The sequence below is a fragment of the Flavobacterium sp. GL_143 genome (assembly GCF_057834355.1).
Window position 1 is genome coordinate 5,510,235 of record NZ_CM174401.1, and the last position, 19,393, is coordinate 5,529,627.

Annotated in this window: 13 protein-coding genes; 6 read left to right on the plus strand and 7 right to left on the minus strand. The window is 32.6% G+C overall.

Annotation, left to right across the window (positions count from 1 at the left end):
- Positions 1–23 precede the first annotated feature (23 nt).
- The 7 genes from AC3IPI_RS23220 to AC3IPI_RS23250 form a co-directional block, all read right to left on the minus strand.
- Entirely contained in the window at positions 24–551 is a 528-nt protein-coding gene (locus tag AC3IPI_RS23220; protein WP_489156093.1) for a hypothetical protein, read from the minus strand.
- Positions 541–7,362 (minus strand): RHS repeat-associated core domain-containing protein, encoded by a 6,822-nt coding sequence (locus tag AC3IPI_RS23225; RefSeq protein WP_489156095.1) that lies wholly within the window; start codon positions 7,360–7,362, stop codon positions 541–543. Before AC3IPI_RS23225 ends, AC3IPI_RS23220 begins: the two co-directional genes overlap by 11 nt.
- Positions 7,363–7,369: 7 nt before the next feature.
- Entirely contained in the window at positions 7,370–7,822 is a 453-nt protein-coding gene (locus tag AC3IPI_RS23230; protein WP_489156096.1) for a T9SS type A sorting domain-containing protein, read from the minus strand.
- A 10-nt stretch (positions 7,823–7,832) separates the two neighbouring features.
- Positions 7,833–8,828, minus strand: a complete 996-nt coding sequence (locus AC3IPI_RS23235) for a hypothetical protein (RefSeq protein WP_489156097.1) — start codon at positions 8,826–8,828, stop codon at positions 7,833–7,835.
- Between the two features lie 286 nt (positions 8,829–9,114).
- Positions 9,115–10,215, minus strand: coding sequence for a DegT/DnrJ/EryC1/StrS family aminotransferase (locus tag AC3IPI_RS23240; protein ID WP_489156099.1), 1,101 nt, complete (start codon positions 10,213–10,215; stop codon positions 9,115–9,117).
- Positions 10,212–11,189, minus strand: coding sequence for a GNAT family N-acetyltransferase (locus tag AC3IPI_RS23245; protein ID WP_489156101.1), 978 nt, complete (start codon positions 11,187–11,189; stop codon positions 10,212–10,214). The genes AC3IPI_RS23240 and AC3IPI_RS23245 overlap by 4 nt, the downstream gene beginning before the upstream one ends.
- 32 nt (positions 11,190–11,221) lie before the next feature.
- On the minus strand, positions 11,222–11,827 hold the full coding sequence (locus AC3IPI_RS23250) for a trimeric intracellular cation channel family protein (RefSeq protein WP_039111163.1): 606 nt from the start codon (positions 11,825–11,827) through the stop codon (positions 11,222–11,224).
- A gap of 178 nt (positions 11,828–12,005) precedes the next feature.
- Between AC3IPI_RS23250 and AC3IPI_RS23255 the strand changes: the two genes are divergently transcribed.
- The 6 genes from AC3IPI_RS23255 to nudK all read left to right on the plus strand — a co-directional run bounded on the left by AC3IPI_RS23255 (position 12,006) and on the right by nudK (position 19,387).
- Entirely contained in the window at positions 12,006–12,803 is a 798-nt protein-coding gene (locus tag AC3IPI_RS23255; protein ID WP_489156104.1) for a TrmH family RNA methyltransferase, read from the plus strand.
- A gap of 10 nt (positions 12,804–12,813) precedes the next feature.
- On the plus strand, positions 12,814–14,358 hold the full coding sequence (locus AC3IPI_RS23260) for a serine hydrolase (protein ID WP_489156106.1): 1,545 nt from the start codon (positions 12,814–12,816) through the stop codon (positions 14,356–14,358).
- A gap of 241 nt (positions 14,359–14,599) precedes the next feature.
- Positions 14,600–16,822: a RelA/SpoT family protein gene (locus tag AC3IPI_RS23265; protein ID WP_039111166.1), complete on the plus strand. Its 2,223-nt coding sequence runs from the start codon at positions 14,600–14,602 to the stop codon at positions 16,820–16,822.
- A gap of 92 nt (positions 16,823–16,914) precedes the next feature.
- Positions 16,915–17,370, plus strand: a complete 456-nt coding sequence (locus AC3IPI_RS23270) for a Fur family transcriptional regulator (protein WP_035618963.1) — start codon at positions 16,915–16,917, stop codon at positions 17,368–17,370.
- Between the two features lie 106 nt (positions 17,371–17,476).
- The gene (locus AC3IPI_RS23275) at positions 17,477–18,748 is read left to right on the plus strand and encodes an adenylosuccinate synthase (RefSeq protein WP_039119937.1); all 1,272 of its coding nucleotides are present in this window, start codon (positions 17,477–17,479) and stop codon (positions 18,746–18,748) included.
- A gap of 57 nt (positions 18,749–18,805) precedes the next feature.
- Positions 18,806–19,387 (plus strand): GDP-mannose pyrophosphatase NudK, encoded by a 582-nt coding sequence (gene nudK, locus AC3IPI_RS23280; protein WP_489156109.1) that lies wholly within the window; start codon positions 18,806–18,808, stop codon positions 19,385–19,387.
- Positions 19,388–19,393 lie beyond the last annotated feature (6 nt).

Sequence of the window (19,393 nt, forward strand, 5' to 3'; positions counted from 1 at the left end):
AGAATTTCTCAGCACTAGTTGGGTTAACCCATTCCTATGAGTTCTTTCTTTTTTAAGATCCAAATGTCATTTTGTTTTTCAAAATAATATCGTTCTTTAATCATACTTATACCTATTATTTTTTTCACATCAATACTAGCATCAATATTACTTAATTTGAAATTAGAAAAGCTTACAAATAAAACATTGCCATCATAATTGTTTAACTTAACAATATTAATTTTATATTCAGATTTAAAATGGATTAAATCACTTTTATGTAAATTAAATCTCAAAAATTCTTGTTCATTTATTTGATTAGTGTTTATTAAAATTGAGTCTAGTAAACCAACTCTAATTTTTTCGATTTTAATATCCTTAAATTTTCCAGAACGTGGTATTTTACTCATATCAAATCTTTCGATAGAGTCTATTAAAGTATTTATATTTTGAATTATAAATTCTCTACCACTATTATCTGAGACAACTTGATTATTATTGTTTAAATCATTTTTATTTTTACAGCTCCATAATAAAACAATCAATATTATCATTTTTAATTTACCATCCATTTTGTGTTGCATTTTGTGTTGAACCTTTAATTGCTTGTATCCCTTGAAACGCATTAGTTTCAAAAATTTGACCAGCTTCAAAGTCAGTAATTTTGCCAATAGTAATATTGCTTGAAAGACCATTCCAAAATCTTCCATAATGAACTAATTCATGTAAAACTGTAACCCCAGCGAAAAAAGATGTGCCATTCAGACTTTCATACGTTTTTGTAATATCATTTTTGTAACCACCACTTTCTAGGCTAGATACAAATTTATCATTAATATAGACATGATACGGGTCAAAATCTCCTGGCCAAGCTCTTTTAAACATTCCCCATTCTCCACTTGTATCTCCAACTTTAACTAACTTAACAAGATTACCTAGCGAAAGTAATTTTAATAATTCTGGTTTGCTATATCCACTTGTCTCAGACATAGATTGTAAAACTTCAGAATTATTTTTCACATAAGATCTTAATTTTGAAAGAGTTTTATAGAGTTCTGGATATTTACTCTCAATTTCACTTTTTAATTGTATCATATGTACATAATGATTCAATCCTGAAACTACTAATCCTGTTACTGCTCCCTGCCAAAAATTACCACCAGTAAGTGCCGCACCAGCTCCACCAGAAACTGTACCAAAGGCAATCATACCTAAATTTCCAGTACCTGATCCAATTCCACTCATACCAGTATTTGCTAAAGCAACTCCATTTTTTCCAGCCTCACTCATACTAGAACCACCACTCCATACACTCGCTGCAATGCTACTTAAGGCTCCAGCAGCAAAACCACTCCAGAACTTACCTCCTGAAATTGCTGTCATTCCTCCTTGAAAAGTTCCATGTGCTGCTGCTTGAAATGCTGCTTGCGAAAAGAAATTACTAAACAGATTTCCTGCTGCACTACCAATCCCAAAAGTTACAGCTGCACTTGCTGCACCTATAAATGTAGCTTTTGTAGCACCGCCTAAAGTAAACGGCACATCGGCTAGTAAAGCAGTCAAAGTGTATGTTGTGAGTGCAATAGCCGCTCCTATAATAACTGCAGCCCCTAAAGTAATAAATTCTTCCCCGCTTGGATCCGTATATTTTAACGGGTTATTAAGAACGTAGGCATACCGATTGTAATTTTGTGTATTTTCTACTTGTTGTATGTAATTATCTGGTTGTAAAAAACGGTGTAATTTTGGGTCGTATAAACGGCCATTCATATTTATGAGTCCCATACTTTGTATGTGCTCATGTCCCGTATACCCACGATCCAAAACGGTTAACCCGTCCAGAGTTACACCAGCACCATTTTGTACTTTGATTATCGCTCCCCAAGCGTCATAAAGACGCTTTTCAACAATAGTTGCACTATTATCTGTAATAGCGACAATACTACCTTGATAATCACGATGTAAATATAAATAATTTGCAGGATTTATATCATCCGATTTTAATACAACTGGTGCTGAATAGCCATCACCTCCTATATAGGTTACGAACTCTACTGCTCCTGTTGTTTTATCTTCTTTAATCTCCATCGATCCATCGGCAGAGTAATGCTTGTAATAGCGACGTTGTAATTTATCATCTTGTAATCCGCCATAAAACATAGTACTACGGTCATTACCACCATTATAGACAAAATTTATATAATCGTTGTAAGTTCCATCACGACCTAGTTCTTTTATTCTTACAGGACTTTTAAAAGTATTGTAAGTAACTTCTACTCCCATTTTAGGAGCTGTGTTTGCTCCAGAGCCTCTGTTTTGGTAATAAGTTAAAGCTTCAGGGGTCAGCGTTATCGAATTATTCTGGTATGTTTTACCTGTAACTGTATAGTTGTATGTTCCTACGCTATTTTGAGAAATTTTACCTTTGGCATCATAATTTTGAGTTTCTGGAACGCCCTGTGCATTGTAATAACTTGTTAAACGATCTAATTCGTCATAACTAAAATTCTCATTCCAATTAAATAAATTATTTGTTCGGTTAGTCAGGTTACCTCTTTTGGGTTCAAAAGAGGTTGTTAACGTCATAATATTCACCGGTGTTGTTCCTGCTTTATCATGTTTGAACTTTTCGGCATAACCATATTGGTCATACGTATTGTTAATCACGATACCATTTCCTAGAGAAGCACCAGTAAGCTGTCCTCTTTCGTTTACAGCATTGGTTTGCCACAATACTTGCTGAGTAGCATCATCGACTATTTGCCAGGGGAAACCATTTTGATAGGTGTTCTTTACTGTTTTAGCACTTGTTTTTCCACTTGCAAAGGCTATAGAAGTTTCTTTATCGGCTCTTCCGTAAGTGTCATAGGTTAGTTCTTTTGTAAAAGTAGCATAAGGAGTCGTTTCGATAGTTCTGGATACTCTTTTATAATTATCATAGTCATAGTTATTGGTAATAACACTGCTTTCAAATGTGTTTGTAAAAATACTGCTTGTAATTTGGTTTAAACCATTATAAGCATAAGTAGTTTTACTATTGGTATTGGTGCCTACAATTGTTTTTTCAATTGTTTTTCCTGCATCATCATACACAAATGAAGTAGTTCCGTTAGGTGTCGTTTCTGTTTTCATTTGCCCAAACGCATCATAAGAGTATGTATAGGTACCAGCACTGGGGTCGGTCATGGCTGTTTTATTTCCCCAACCATCAATGGTTATCTCTACTTTATTTCCTTCGTAATTAGACTCTTTAAGTTTCCCATTGGCATAATAAACAAAATTGATAGTACCTCCGGGATCGGTGGTTTGTATTTTGTTACCCAATGCATCTACAGTAGCTGTAGTTATTCTTCCATCATCAGTACTAATTGTCTTTAATCCTTCGTATTTTATTGTTTGTATTTTATCAGTAGGTAATGTAACTTTTATTGGTCTCATTAAATAATCGTATTCATACGAAGTCCATTTGTTAGGGGATGATAAGCTAGGTTCACTTTCTTTGGTTTTTCTCCCTAATCCATCGTAAACAGTCTGTTTTGATACCTGAGAATTCGCAGCAAAACCTTTAGTTAAATTAATAACTGCTCTTCCTAATACATCAAATACGGTCATAGTTTCAGACCCCATATTAGTTGTGCTTTTTGTGGTATATCCGCCATCTGACTGTTTTTCATACACAATGTTTGTAACAAGAGGTGTTTGAGAAGCATTGGTAATAGTACTAGTGGTTAATTTACCCCAATTATCATATACAAAATCGCTAACGACTCCCATATAATCAATAGATTTAGTTACTTGTCCTAGTATATTGTAACTATAACTAGTAACGAATCCCTGATGATCTGTTTTTTTAATTACAAATCGTTTCGTAGCATCATATTCATCGGTAATAGTTCGTGCCGGAACAGTAATAGGAGCAGCGGGAGCACTAACTTTTTTGGTCAATAAATTTCCTACTGTATCATAGGTCATATCTTCTATTATAGCATAGGTATTATGACCTTTTTTTTCTGTTTGGGTTAAATTGGTTCCTGTGTAGGTATATTTTTCCTCAGATGTTCTGGTATCTCCTGTATAAATAGTGGCAGAAGAATTTACCTTCTTAGGTCTTCCTATATAATACCCGTTACCAACTCCTGTGGGGTTGTTGTCATATTGTGTATTGACAATTGTTGTACCTTGTAAAGTTCCTCCGCTATATTGTCTCGATATGCTTTGTGTCTCCAAACCGTAATAATTTGTACTCTCCACAGTGCCATCATAAGTAAAACTGGTTTCGTTTTTTACTCCCGCAAGATGATCTTCGGTAGTTTGTTTGGTCAACAATACATTGTAAACACTACTGTTTGTTGTTGGTGCGTTTTCACTTTCCGAAAATGGATAGGCTCTAAACACACTATTACCAATTGCTTTTGCAGTAAATCCTGGTTTTAAAATTATTTGCTGTGCCTGATAATTAACATTTAGATCATTGTTTATAACAGATGAAGCTGTAATCGAATTACTCGCTTTGGTAGTTTCACTTGTAGTTACAGGATTTACAATGTTTATGTCACTAGGTAATGGAGTAGATGGTGTATCACCTCCTTTGGAATAGGTAGCAAACACGTTAGTTTTAGTGCTCAATAACCCAGATGGTACAGTCGCAAAAACAGTTGATGGGTTTGTACTTGACCAAGTAATGGTATTAGCACCTCTAAGGTTGGGGTCATTATATTGAGTAGTCCATATTTTAGCATCAGATGATGATACGTACCAGCTACTTCTGGTAGTTCTGGCAAAACCTACCGTACCATAATTATAATTGGATATATAACTTCTGTACCTGAAATCCTGATACTTTGAAACGCCATTTATTGTTGCTGTAAGTTTAGAAACTAAAAAGCTTTCTGGATTTCGGATAATTTCTACATTAGGATAAAGAGCAGTTTCACTGGAAGAATAAAAATCACTAGATATATCCCCTAAACCACTTTCAATAGCTTCCATCGGTTTGTATTCGATGGTTTGCTTGATATTTCCGCTAGCCTCCGTTACCGATTTTAGTCTGTTATCGGTATTGACATTTTTATTGAATTGATAGTATTCGATTCTATTGTAATGTCCTCTGATAAGTACCAACTCGGTATTTGCTCCATTATATCTATAATTTGAGGTTATCGGAATTGGAATGTCTGGAGAATTAGATTGGAAATGAACATACCCTCCAATTGGAAGTTTAAAATCCGAATTATAAGTTAAAGGAAAGGTTACTGCACTAGTACTGTTTCCGATATTATTAGTAAACGCAGTTACTTGCCACTGCGTATCATGATCATTAATTGTCCATTTTGGTTTGTAATACTTCCTCCAAACACGTACTAAATCTGATTTTCCATCTCCATTAATATCAATCGCATAATAATTACTATACTGCACCTGTGTAGTGTAATCAGAACCATCTTTACTTGTGTCTGGTCTATATTCTACAATATTATGAGATTCTTTAGTGAAAAATTCACCTCCAGCTGGATTTTGATTACTATAATAAATATGCCATAGGGTATGACCTTCTCCTCCTAAAGTATTTGGAATCATAAGGTCTGTTTTTCCATCCCCATTATAATCTCCAAATAATATTTGTTTTCGTAAATCAAGATCAGGCATACTCCCTTCTCCAATGATTTCTAATTTAACCCAAGGAGCTGCATTAAGTTGTTTAAAACTAAATATTTTGTACGTTTTGGTTTGATTGTTTAATGTTAGAATATCAGACTTACCATCACCATCCAAATCCATTACATATTGTTTATTCCATTGATCAGCACCAATAAGAGGAATAGGGCTTTCAACTTTTGTATAACTTGATGTTCCTAATGTATTTGAACTATTCGGGTTTAAAGATAAAAGATAATATTCATAACCATCATCGATAACTTCATATATGCATCTTCCTGCATGTATAGGATCATCCTCTCTAACAACAATGGAGCGAACCACTTTTCTTTCATTTTTAGTAGCAATAATTAGTATATCCGAAACTCCATCTCCATTAAAATCACCTTCTAAATAGGTATTATTAGTTTTAAGTGTAAAAGGTTCTCCTTCCATATTACTACATCTGGAATCTTGTTTATTTATCCTTTTATTATTAAAAGTAATACTCTTAGAATATGCATTTACAAAAGAATTATTTTTTAAGTTATAAATTTCAAAATCCAGATTATCTGCAGACTCTGTTATTTTTACTATAGATTGAAATTGGTTTATTTTATTATCCGTTAATGTAGTTGCTGTAAGTACTTTACTTGGAACTATTGTAAAAGGCAAACTAATAGGAGCGTTTCCTATATTGCCATTAAATAAATTAGTAAAAATTTGATTGTTGGCTACAAAATCTAATCTTCCATCTCCATCAAAATCTCCTACTAGATCTGTCTTATCAAAAGCAAGTTCGTTAGTGTATTCTTTTTCTATTCTTGTTGTTGTTGTATTTGTTTTGTCATACTCAAAAACAACGGGATTAGAAGGCTCACTTTGGGCATTAAATTCTTGTATTTGAGTCACTCTTTCGTAACCTAAATCAGGATCTGCTATTTGAGTAAGTTGGTATTTTCTAAATAAACTATTGTTTGCATAAACTTGTATGTTATCCAAAATTTTAGTTGCATATACCGCACCTCCTTTAATATAATCTCTTTCTATCCTTTTTGCATCTTTGTAAACGAAAACTATTTTATTTTGAGTTGCAATTCCTGTGGTAGCATTTCCACTAAATGTAATATTGTCAATATACAATTGATTGGTACTATTATAAGCAACTGTCGTGTAATTATAATTAATATAATTTCCATTAGGGTCTTCATAGCGTACAATATACCATGAGTTTACTGAAACAGAGTTTTGTAAATTTCCAGAACCTTGAGAACCATACCAACTTCTTGAGCCATCAGGAGCTGTTACAATAAAATGAGTTGTAGTACCCTCAGTTTTTAATTCAATTTTAGTATTGCTTTTATATTCTGTCTCATAAATTGATCCGGGTGCCCAATACGTTCCCGTTTTTAATAATAATCGTTGCCCATCAAGAGCTAATTTATCGTCTGTATCAAAATCAACGCCATCAACAAAACCATCAATATCTCTTCTGGTTGCCATACGACTAATAGTAGAGATACTATTAATACTCCAACCTTGCCCAGCAATACCTCCTTTTATCCCACTACTATAGGTAAGATTTATTACAGGAGCTACATTTTTTATACTAGGAGGAATAGCTATAGGTAAATTATATGTAGCTGTACCTGAGCTTGAAATTTGTAATTCTCCTTTGGTATCTGTAAAGTTTTGCGAAAACGCTAAATGAGTAACAAAAAATAAAATGAGTAGGTAAAATTGTTTCATGTATAATTTATTGCTTAATAATTTTTATTGTTTTTTGATCTCCACTAGTATAAATCAATGCAACTACGTACACACCAGTAGGATAACTTTGAAAAGAAATATTTTGAGTATTTAGTTTTTCGGTTTTATGGTAGGTCTTTAGTATTTGTCCGTTTAAACCATAAACAACTATAGATGAAACACGATTATCATCTTTTAGTTCCCATTTAAGATATAATTCTTCTCTTACCGGGTTTGGATAATATGATATAACATCTTCTGGTGAGAATTTTTGTAAATCCTCATCTGTAATTGCTTCTATTTCTTTAGGAATATCTTTAATTAGTTTAGCCGTGCAACCTGAAAGACATAGCTCTCTTAAAATTTGATTACCTGCTGCATCATAATTAAACGTGATTTTTGTTTGGGCATTAATTGTCATTGCAAATACTAACAAGGCTAGTGATAAATAATATTTCATGATATAATTTTTATTTCTTCTCTATTAACTTCTTCATTTGAGCTTTTAACTCTTCCATATCTTTATTCTGCTGAATTAAATAAAGAGTTAGTTCTTCTATTTTTTCCTGTTGTATTTTTACCATTTCGCCTAGCGCCAATCCTTTTTCTGTAACTTCTTTAGCCGAAGGGACATTTGGTAAATGACCATTTTTATTTATAAATTTTTCAACTTCTTTTAAATTAGGCAATTTATAATCTTTACTAAAAACATAATCTGCCCAAGTGCTGTAAACTTTTATTTCTTCTGCTCTTATCTTTCCTTTTACTGAGAGTCTATAGGTGTCATTCCCATCCGTAAAGCTTGAACTTCCGATACCTACATTAGAATCTGTTAAAATATTTCCTTCTATTTTTGCACTACCATCTTGTACAAACAATTTATGGTCTAAACTATTCGGATGATTTGAATATCCTCCAATAACAACTCGACTGTTAGCTTTTCCTAACTGCATATATACAATATCATTACCATCTTCAAAAACCTTCAAAAATTCTTGTTGACTTTTATTAAACATTATCATTTGTGTACTTCCTCCTGTTTGAGCTGTAATTCTAAATCTACTAAAGTTTAATCTATCGCCTAATCCAAAAATAAAATTGGATTTGCTATCCAAGTTAGATTGAGGAAAATCATAATAATTAAACATTCTAGCTATTGATGATCCAGAAACAAGAGACCCAGCTTGAATAATTTGACATTTGTAATTCCTGTCAGTATAATCTACAAAAGATTGTCCATCAGGTAAACTCAAACCTGTAAATACAGCTAATTTTGCTTTGACTTCTCCATTAACATCTAATGTCGATGTTGGATTAGTAGTCCCAATACCCACATTAGTATTAGAAGTTGGTGAATTTGGTAAAATACTTCCTGCACCACCTGTAGAAGTACTAATTTGTGCATTTGTAGTAATAGTACTTAATATAAAAATTCCTAAAGACAAAAGAGTAAAGGTTGGTTTCATTTTATTGTAGTTTTGTTTGTAGATTAATTCTCTCAAACATACTAAATAAAATTGCATGAAAACAAAAACAATTAAGATTTTCTTAACTAATTAATTTTATATCTCAAATAAATGAAAAATGCTAATAGAAAAAGAAAACGACTTATAACCTGTGCTATAGCAGCTCAGTTTTTTATAATTTTTGTCAAGGTTTTATAATACCAATTTTTAATATTACACTCAACTTATTTTAAGGAACAAATTTTAAATAGATCAGTCTGAGTATATTTTTTAATGAAGTTCAAGGCTAGAATTTATTTAAAATATCAACTATATAACTTACTTCATCATCTGTCAAAACTGGGCTTATTGGCAAACTTAAAACTTCATTATGAATTTTTTCGGTAATAGGAAAAGGTAAATCATTCCATTGTGGGAATGCTTTTTGCTTATGTGGCGGAACAGGATAATGAATCATCGATTGAACATTATTATCTAATAAATAAGTTTGCAAATCATTCCTGTCCTGAGTTCTAATAACAAATAAATGAAATACATGATTATCTGAGAAATCCCAAAATGGTAGAATTATTTTCTTATTTTTTATTTCAGTCAAATATCTCTTTGCAATAATTCTGCGTCGTTCATTTTCTGCATCTAAATTTGGCAATTTTACATTCAAGAATGCTGCTTGCAATTCATCCAGTCTCGAATTTACACCTATAAAATCATTATAATATTTTGTCTCGGAACCATAATTACGAAGCGAAAACAAAATCTTAGCCAACTCAGAATCATTCGTCGTAATTGCTCCACCATCTCCCAAAGCACCTAAATTCTTCCCAGGATAAAAACTGTAAGCTACAGCTGAATTCTGATCGCTCATCGCTGAAAGCTCATTGCTGACGGCTCCATGCGATTGCGCAGCGTCTTCAACGATTAAAAGATTATTTCTAGTTGAGATCTCATTTATTGCATCCATTTCGGCTAATTGTCCGTATAAATGAACTACTAAAATAGCTTTAGTTTTAGATGTGATTTTTTCCTGAATCAAATCAGGGTCAATATTGTATGTCTCAAATTTTGGCTCGACCAAAACAGGAACTAAATCTGCTTGTAAAATAGCTAGAATACTGGCGATATATGTATTTGCTGGAACAATGACCTCATCTCCTTTTTGCAGTTTTCCTAACTGAATATATCCTTTAAAGATTAAGGTTAATGCATCTAGACCATTTCCTACTCCAATACAATATTTTACACCACAATAATCTGCAAAAGATGCTTCAAACGCTTTGACTTCTTTTCCTAAAATATACCAACCATTATCCAAAACTGCTTCCATCTTTTCCTGAAATACTTTTTTGTACGGCTCATTTATTTTTTTTAAATCTAAAAAGGAAATCATAGTAAAACGTTGTTTAATAAATCATAATTTATTGTTTCTACTTCATAAAAATCGTGAATAATTGTACTTGCACCAAAACTTTCTTTCCAATATGACAATCCTTCATTTAGTTTTTTTCCTTGATTTTCATTGGATATCCCAAAATCAAAAAATATTTTTTCTGCAAATACTTCTTTTATTAAAGACTCAAATAAGAAATCCAAACTTCCCAGATTATCATCGTTTTCATTCTTAGATATGTATTGACAATGTACCACGTTATTACTTTCGAAAACAGTTGTTCCTGCTACGATTTCATTATTCTTATACACATTAAACTGTCTAATATTCTCCGTGAAAAAAACTTTCAGAGAGGTTATTTCTTCTAAAGTATGAACTGGTTTTGCTTTATGTCTTTTATCTAAATTCGGAATCAGAATTTCATTCCAAAATCCTTCGAAATTATTTTCTTCCTTAATTATTAAGTTATTAGAGATGGCTTTTTGAATACCTCTTTTTCTGATTTTTGATATTTTATTTTCCTGAGATAAATCCAAAACCGAAAGGGAATCCCGACGAACTAATTTTGCTTCAGCTAAAAATAAAGCATATAGTATTTCTTCTGCAGGTTTTAAATGATAAATCGAAGGAAGAGTTTTCAAATGCAATTTTCCAATAGTATTTTCATTCAAAAAAATTAAAATACTTTTAAAAATTTCGATAACCGAAACAAGATTAGTTTTTTCATCATAAACCAAACCACCATAAGTCAATCCTTGATGAGAATAAACTACATTACCGACTTTATTTGCAGGTAAAACTGAAACTAATTTTTCATTTTCAAAAACTAATAAGGAAAAATCCTCGAATCGGTCTTTATGATATTCCATAAAATCACGATGAAACAAGAAAGTAGCATTTTTAGCTTGACCGATAAAGTCATTCCACTTTTCATAATCTGTTTCCTGATATAATTTTACGGTATAGTTTTTCACGATTTATTATTGGAATTCATTAGAGAAATCATTTAGCGTTTATGCTCTAAAGCTGGCAAATACCATTTATACTTTACAGCCATTAATCGGACGATAATAATAACAACGCAAGTTACGAGGTACAAAATATCATCATTGAGATTCAATTTTTTCAATGCAAAAAAAACAATTCCGCCTAGAATACAAATGGTAGCATAAATTTCTCTTCTAAAAATCACTGGAATCTCATTGCATAAAATATCTCGAGTTACACCTCCAAAACACGCTGTCATAGTACCTAGTGCAATACAAATTATAGGGTGTAAACCTGTAATTATTCCTCTTTCCAGACCTATTAACGTAAAAACTCCTAAGCCGATAGTATCAAATAAAAACAATGATGTTCTTAGTTTATCAAACTTTTTTCTAAAAATAACAGATAAAATAAATCCTAAAATAATAACATACACATACTTTAAATCAAGCATCCAGCCCACAGGTGTTCTCCCAATTAAGACATCACGCACTGTTCCCCCACCTACTGCAGTAACAAAGGCAATTATAAAAACCCCAAACGGATCCAATCTTTTATTCATTGCCGTCAACGCGCCAGACATTGCAAATGCCATTGTCCCAATGATATCTAATAAGCTAAACATTTATATGCTTTTAAAATGAAATGAAATTCTAGTATTCTGACAAAAATAAAGAAATCCACATTATAAATAGGTGCTAACCCTAATTAATAAATTGTAGTCATTTTGAAAAAATAGTATTGAATTTAAAATTTAAAAAATCTTATTACCTTAGCCACTTACAAACTCAGCACTTTTTCCCTTGAAACAAATTACTTCGATACAAAACCCATTTATAAAATCATTAGTGTTATTGCAAGAAAAAGCAAAAGCACGCAAACAAACCGGAACGTTTTTAATAGAAGGAAAACGCGAGATTTCATTGGCCATAAAAGGCGGCTATGAAATAGAAACGATTTTGTTTTTACCCGAATTAATTTCTGAAAACGAAATCAATAAATTAACTGGCAAACAAGTTAATTTAATCGAAATCAATAAAGAAATCTATCAAAAACTAGCTTATCGAGATACAACCGAAGGTGTTTTGGCTATAGCCAAAACCAAATCGTTGCAATTATCTGATTTAAAATTATCCGATAATCCGTTAATTCTTGTTGCCGAAGCTCCTGAAAAACCAGGAAATATTGGTGCATTATTACGTACTGCCGATGCAGCAAATTTGAATGCTGTAATTATTGCCAACCCAAAAAGTGATTTATACAACCCAAACATTGTTCGCTCAAGTGTAGGTTGCTTATTTACCAACCAGATTGCAACGGGAACAACTTCTGAAATTATTACTTTTTTAAAAGAAAATAAAATCAATTTTTACTGCGCTACATTACAAAACTCAACTTCATACCACACTCAGGATTTCACAACACCAACAGCTTTGGTCGTTGGTACCGAAGCTACCGGATTAACCCAGGAATGGAGAGATGCAGCGACACAAAATATCATTATTCCGATGGAAGGTGAAATAGACAGCATGAATGTTTCGGTTGCAGCAGCCATATTAATTTTTGAAGCAAAAAGACAACGAGGTTTTAATCAATTATAAAATTTAAAGTATGAACTATAAATTATCACTTTTAACACTATTATTCGGTTTTACGGTTTCTGCACAAATCACCAATCAAGAAGTTGATGCACTGGTAGAAAACACTCTAAAAACATTTAACGTTCCTGGAATTGCTGTTGCTATTATTAAGGATGGAAAAATCGTACAGGCTCAAGGTTATGGTGTAAAATCTATCATAACAAAAGAGAAAGTCGATGCAAATACCCTTTTCGGAATTGCGTCTAACAGTAAAGCTTTTACAAGTGCTGCCCTTGCAATGTTAGTTGATGAAGGAAAGATAAAATGGGATGATAAAGTGGTAAAATATCTTCCAAATTTTAAGATGTACAATGAATATGTGACGCAGGAATTTACGATTCGAGATTTATTAACTCACCGTAGCGGACTTGGGCTTGGAGCAGGAGATTTAATGATTTGGCCTGACGGTAGTGACTTTACTGCACAAGATATTACCCAAAACTTACAGTATTTAAAACCTGTTTCAGGCTTTAGAACCAAATACGATTATGACAATTTATTGTATATCGTTGCCGGCGAAATTGTGCATGTAGTAAGCGGAAAAAGCTGGTGCGATTTTGTTGAAGAACGCATCATGAAACCATTAGAAATGAATCATAGTGCAGCTTCATTTTTGCGCTTAAAAGACTCTACAAATATTATTGCTCCACACGTACCTATTGACGGAAAATTAAAAGTAATTAGCAGATATAAAAATCAACTTTTTGATGCAGCTGCTGGTATTTATTCAAGCGTAAATGACTTGAGCAAATGGGCAATTATGCAAATGAATAACGGTAAATATGGATCTGACAATAAACAATTATTTTCAGAAAAAGAACATGACGAGATGTGGCAGTTGCAAACTATTATCCCAGCAAGAACCAGAGCTCCATACAATACTCATTTTAGCGGATATGGTTTAGGCTGGTTCCTAAGTGATGTAAAAGGATACAAGCAGGTTACTCATACTGGTGGATTAGAAGGCATTGTAACTCAGGTAACTTTAATTCCTGAGCTACAATTAGGAATTATCGTCTTAACAAATCAGCAATCAGGTGCAGCATTTACTGCAATTACAAATACTATAAAAGACAGCTATTTAGGCATTAAATCTGAAGATTATGTTGCATTATACAGCAACAAAATGAAAGCAAATGAAGAAACAGCAGACAAAGTAACCGATGAAGTTTGGGCTGTTGTTGCTAAAAATAAAAAAGATAAACTAAAAACTGATTTTACCAAAATTACTGGAACTTACAAAGACAATTGGTTTGGAGAAGTTACCATTACAGAAAAAAAAGGAAAGGTATATTTTGCGTCCAAACGTTCTCCTCAATTAGTAGGTGAAGCATTCTTTTATAAAGATGGAAATTATGTAGTAAAATGGGATAATGCCTATTTTCATGCAGACGCACACCTTTTCTTTAAATATGATTCTAACGGAAAAGCTACTAATTTAAAAATGCAAGCAATTTCTGAATTAACTGATTTCAGTTACGATTTTCAAGACTTAGACTTTATTAAAATTCCGTAAATTTTATAGATTCAAAGGAACAGAGACACAAGGAAACAAAGGTTAAAAAAAGAATAAACTTTACGTAGCTTGGTGTCTCTTTGTGAAACTTTGCTAAATAATTCCTTTTAGATAAAAACTGTTAATGTCCTTTCTAAAATTTATCTAGGAACTTCGATACTAAAATCTAAAATCAACACCTCATTCCCTTGTGTATATTGAAACTTATTCTTATTTTTAGGGAATTGAACCAGGCGAATATATGATAGAGATAGATATTGAAAAAGAGAATAAAGCAATTGCACAGGAATACAAAGAATTACTTCGAATTAGTTATCAGACTTTAAGTCCTACAGATAAAAAACTAATCCGAAAGGCTTTTGATGTTGCTGTTGATGCTCATAAAGAACAAAGACGAAAATCAGGCGAGGCATATATCTTCCATCCTATTGCTGTTGCAAAAATTGTAGCTTCCGAAATTGGTTTGGGAGCCACCTCGATTGCTGCTGCCTTATTGCATGATGTTGTCGAAGATACTCCACTGACTGTTCAGGACATTGAGCGTTTATTTAATCCTAAAGTTGCACAACTTGTAGAGGGATTAACTAAAATTTCGATGGTTCAAAGGGATTTAAATGCATCAATGCAAGCGGAAAACTTCCGTAAAATGATCCTTACCTTAAATGATGATGTTCGTGTAATTTTGATAAAATTAGCCGACCGTTTGCATAATATGCAAACTATGGATTCGATGGCTGAATACAAACAAACCAAAATTGCATCCGAAACATTATACATTTATGCTCCACTTGCACATCGATTGGGATTGTACAACATTAAAACTAAACTTGAAGATTTAGGATTAAAATATACTGAACCTGAAGTTTACAATGATATTGTAAGCAAAATTCGCGAAACCAAAGAAGAACAAGATGCTTACATCAAAGACATTTCTGATGTTCTTAAAAAATCTATGGATGAAGAAGGAATCGATTATATTATAAAAGGTCGTCCGAAATCTATTTATTCTATTCGAAGAAAAATGCGTGCGCAAAACGTAAGCTTCGACGAAGTTTATGACAAGTTTGCACTTCGAATTGTATATAAATCGAATCCCCATGACGAGAAATTTCTTGCCTGGAAAATATATTCTATCGTAACAGACCATTACAGACCAAGCCCTAGCCGATTACGTGACTGGATTTCATCACCAAAATCTACTGGATACGAAGCTTTGCACATAACAGTAATGGGACCAAAAGGACGCTGGGTCGAAGTACAAGTTCGAAGCGAACGTATGGATGAAATTGCAGAAAAAGGATATGCAGCACATTACAAATATAAAAACGGGGCCACCGAAGAAAGTGGTTTGGATGTTTGGTTAAACTTACTTCGTGAAGCTTTAGAAAATTCCGAAACCAATGCGGTAGATTTTGTTGAGGATTTTAAAATGAATTTATATTCAAAAGAAATCTTTGTATTTACTCCAAAAGGAGAAATTAAATCATTGCCAAAAGGTGCAACCTCATTAGATTTTGCTTTTAGTATTCACTCCGAAATAGGAATAAAAACTCGTGGAACTCGTGTTAACGGACGATTAGTTCCTCTTAACTACGAATTAAAAAGTGGTGATCAGGTAGAAGTTATTACTTCTCAAAACCAAAAGCCAACCGTCAACTGGCTGGATTATGTTACCACATCCCGAGCTAAAAATAAAATTAAAAACGTTTTAAACGAAAACACCAAAAAGATTGCAGAAGAAGGAAAAGAATTACTTACTCGCAAACTTAAACACTTAAAAATTACGATTAGCGAACAAGTTATAAACGAGTTGGTTAACTTCTTTAAACTTAAAACGAGTTTAGATTTATTTTACAGAGTTGGTGTTGGCGCAATCGAAAATCAACAATTAAAAGATTATGCTGCCCAAAAAGGTAACACGTTTATTAATTTCTTCAAAAACAAAATAAAACGTAATAACAGCAATACAGCTGATACCGATATTCATAAACCTGAAATCAGCAGTAATTATGATATGTTGGTTTTTGGAACTGAGCACGATAAACTAGATTATAAATTATCTCCATGCTGTAACCCAATTCCTGGAGATGATGTTTTTGGATTTGTAACGATAAACGAAGGGATAAAAGTTCATAAGAAAGACTGTCCTAATGCCATCGGAATGCAATCCAACTATGCGTATCGCATAATGACTGCTAAATGGATTGATTCATCTCAAGAAGAATTTAAAGCTATTATCAATATTACAGGAATGGATGTTTTAGGACTTACAAACCAATTAACAAAAGTGATTTCTAACAACATGAACGTGAACATTCAGAGCATCTCTTTGAGTACCGATGCAGGGATTTTTCATGGTCAGATTGCAGTAATCGTACGAAATAATTCTATACTCAAGAAAATGATTAATAATATCAAAAAAATTGACGGTGTAGATAAAGTAACCAGAGAATATAGAACATAAGTGTCTGAATTTTCACGATTAAACATTTGAACGTGAAACTTTAAACAGGAAACTTTTATTCATTTAAAAATAATAAATTATCTTTGCAGGATATGACACTCATTTCAACTGACAACAACAAAAATCAAGAAATTGTAAAAAATGTTTTTACATTATATCTTGAACAAAAAGGGCATCGTAAAACACCTGAGCGCTACGCAATACTTCAGGAAATATACGATAGTGAAGAACATTTTGATATTGAAAACTTGTATATCAAAATGAAAAACAAAAATTATCGTGTAAGTAGAGCCACTTTATATAATACAATCGAATTATTATTAGATTGTGCTTTGGTTCGTAAACATCAATTTGGGCAAAATCAAGCCTACTACGAAAAATCGTATTTTGACAAGCAACACGATCATATCATTATGACTGATTCTGGTGAGGTAATCGAATTTTGCGACCCTAGAATTCAGACCATAAAAAAAACAATCGAAGAAATATTTGATATCGAAATCACGAATCATTCCTTATATTTTTACGGAAACAAAAAACAGAAATAGACAATCGCTAAAAAAGATTGTTCTCAAAAATATTTAAATAAAAATAGATAACAAATTAATCTGAGCAGGCGGTAAAAACTGCCTCGACATTAAAATTAAAAACAGAATGACCGTAGATTTATTACTAGGATTACAATGGGGAGATGAAGGTAAAGGGAAAATTGTAGACGTTCTTACCTCTAATTATGACATTATTGCTCGTTTTCAAGGTGGACCAAATGCAGGACATACTTTAGAATTCGACGGAATAAAACACGTTTTAAGAACAATTCCATCAGGAATTTTTCATGAAAAGTCTATTAACATTATTGGTAATGGAGTTGTAATTGACCCAGTGGTTTTCCAAAAAGAAATTGAAGGTCTAGAGAAATTTAATTTAGACATCAAAAGCAAATTAATTATATCTAGAAAAGCACACTTAATTTTGCCAACACACCGTTTACTTGATGCAGCTTCTGAAGCATCAAAAGGAAAAGCAAAAATTGGTTCTACATTAAAAGGAATTGGTCCAACTTACATGGACAAAACTGGTAGAAACGGTTTACGTGTTGGTGATATAGAATTAGAAGATTTTAAAGAACGTTACAGAGCATTGGCAGACAAGCATGAAGCTATGATTGCTTTTTATGATGTTGCTATTCAATACAACTTAGCAGAACTTGAAAAAGAATTCTTTGAAGCTATCGAAGAACTAAAAAAATTAGATTTTATTGATAGTGAAGAATATATGTACCAAGCTCAGAAAGCAGGTAAATCTATTTTATGCGAAGGTGCTCAGGGATCTTTACTTGATGTAGATTTTGGAACATATCCTTTCGTAACTTCATCTAATACTACTGCTGCAGGAGCATGTACTGGTTTAGGTATTGCGCCAAACAAAATTAAAGAAGTTTACGGAATTTTTAAAGCATATGTTACTCGTGTAGGTAGCGGTCCTTTTCCAACTGAACTTTTTGACGAAGTTGGAGCTACAATGGCAAAAATCGGAAACGAATTTGGATCTGTTACAGGAAGACAAAGACGTTGTGGATGGTTAGACTTAGTAGCTTTAAAATATGCTGTTCAAGTAAATGGTGTTACACAATTAATGATGATGAAAGGTGACGTACTTTCTGGATTCGAAACTTTAAAAGTGTGTACTGAATACAACTACAAAGGACAAAACATTTCTCATTTCCCTTATAATATTGAGCCAGAAAATGTAACTCCTGTTTACAAAGAGTTTAAAGGATGGCAAGCTGATTTAACTGGAATGACAACTTATGATCAATTACCGATTGAATTAAAAGAATATATCGAGTTTATCGAGAAAGAAGTCGAAGTGCCTATCAAGATTGTTTCTGTAGGTCCAGACAGAAAACAAACGATACTTAAATAAAAACATTAAACGCTCTGAAATCCAGGGCGTTTTTTTTGCCAAAAAAATATTTCACACATGAGCAATCCTAAAATAAATATAACTGAGACTAAATTATTATCTGATAATTGGTATGTATTAAACAAAGTAACGTTTGATTATCAAAAGAATAACGGAAAGCAAGAAACCCATAGCCGAGAAGTATATGACAGAGGGAATGGCGCAGCAATATTACTTTATAATTCTGAAAAGAAAACAGTAGTCCTAACAAGACAGTTTCGCATGCCAACTTATCTTAACGGAAATGAATCTGGAATGATGGTTGAAGTTTGTGCTGGACTTTTAGACAAAGACAATCCTAAAGAATGTATCATCCGTGAAACGGAAGAAGAAACAGGATATCGATTAAAGAATGTAGATAAAGTAATCGAAACCTATATGTCACCAGGATCGGTAACCGAAATTCTATATTTATTTACAGGCGAATATGACGAAAGCATGAAAGTTAGTGACGGTGGCGGGCTCGACATTGAAAATGAAAACATCGAAGTACTAGAAATGACTTTTGATGAAGCTTACAATATGATTGCAACTGGAGAAATAAAAGATGCCAAAACAATTTTATTATTGCAACACGCCAAGATAAAAGGATTGATTTAATATTTG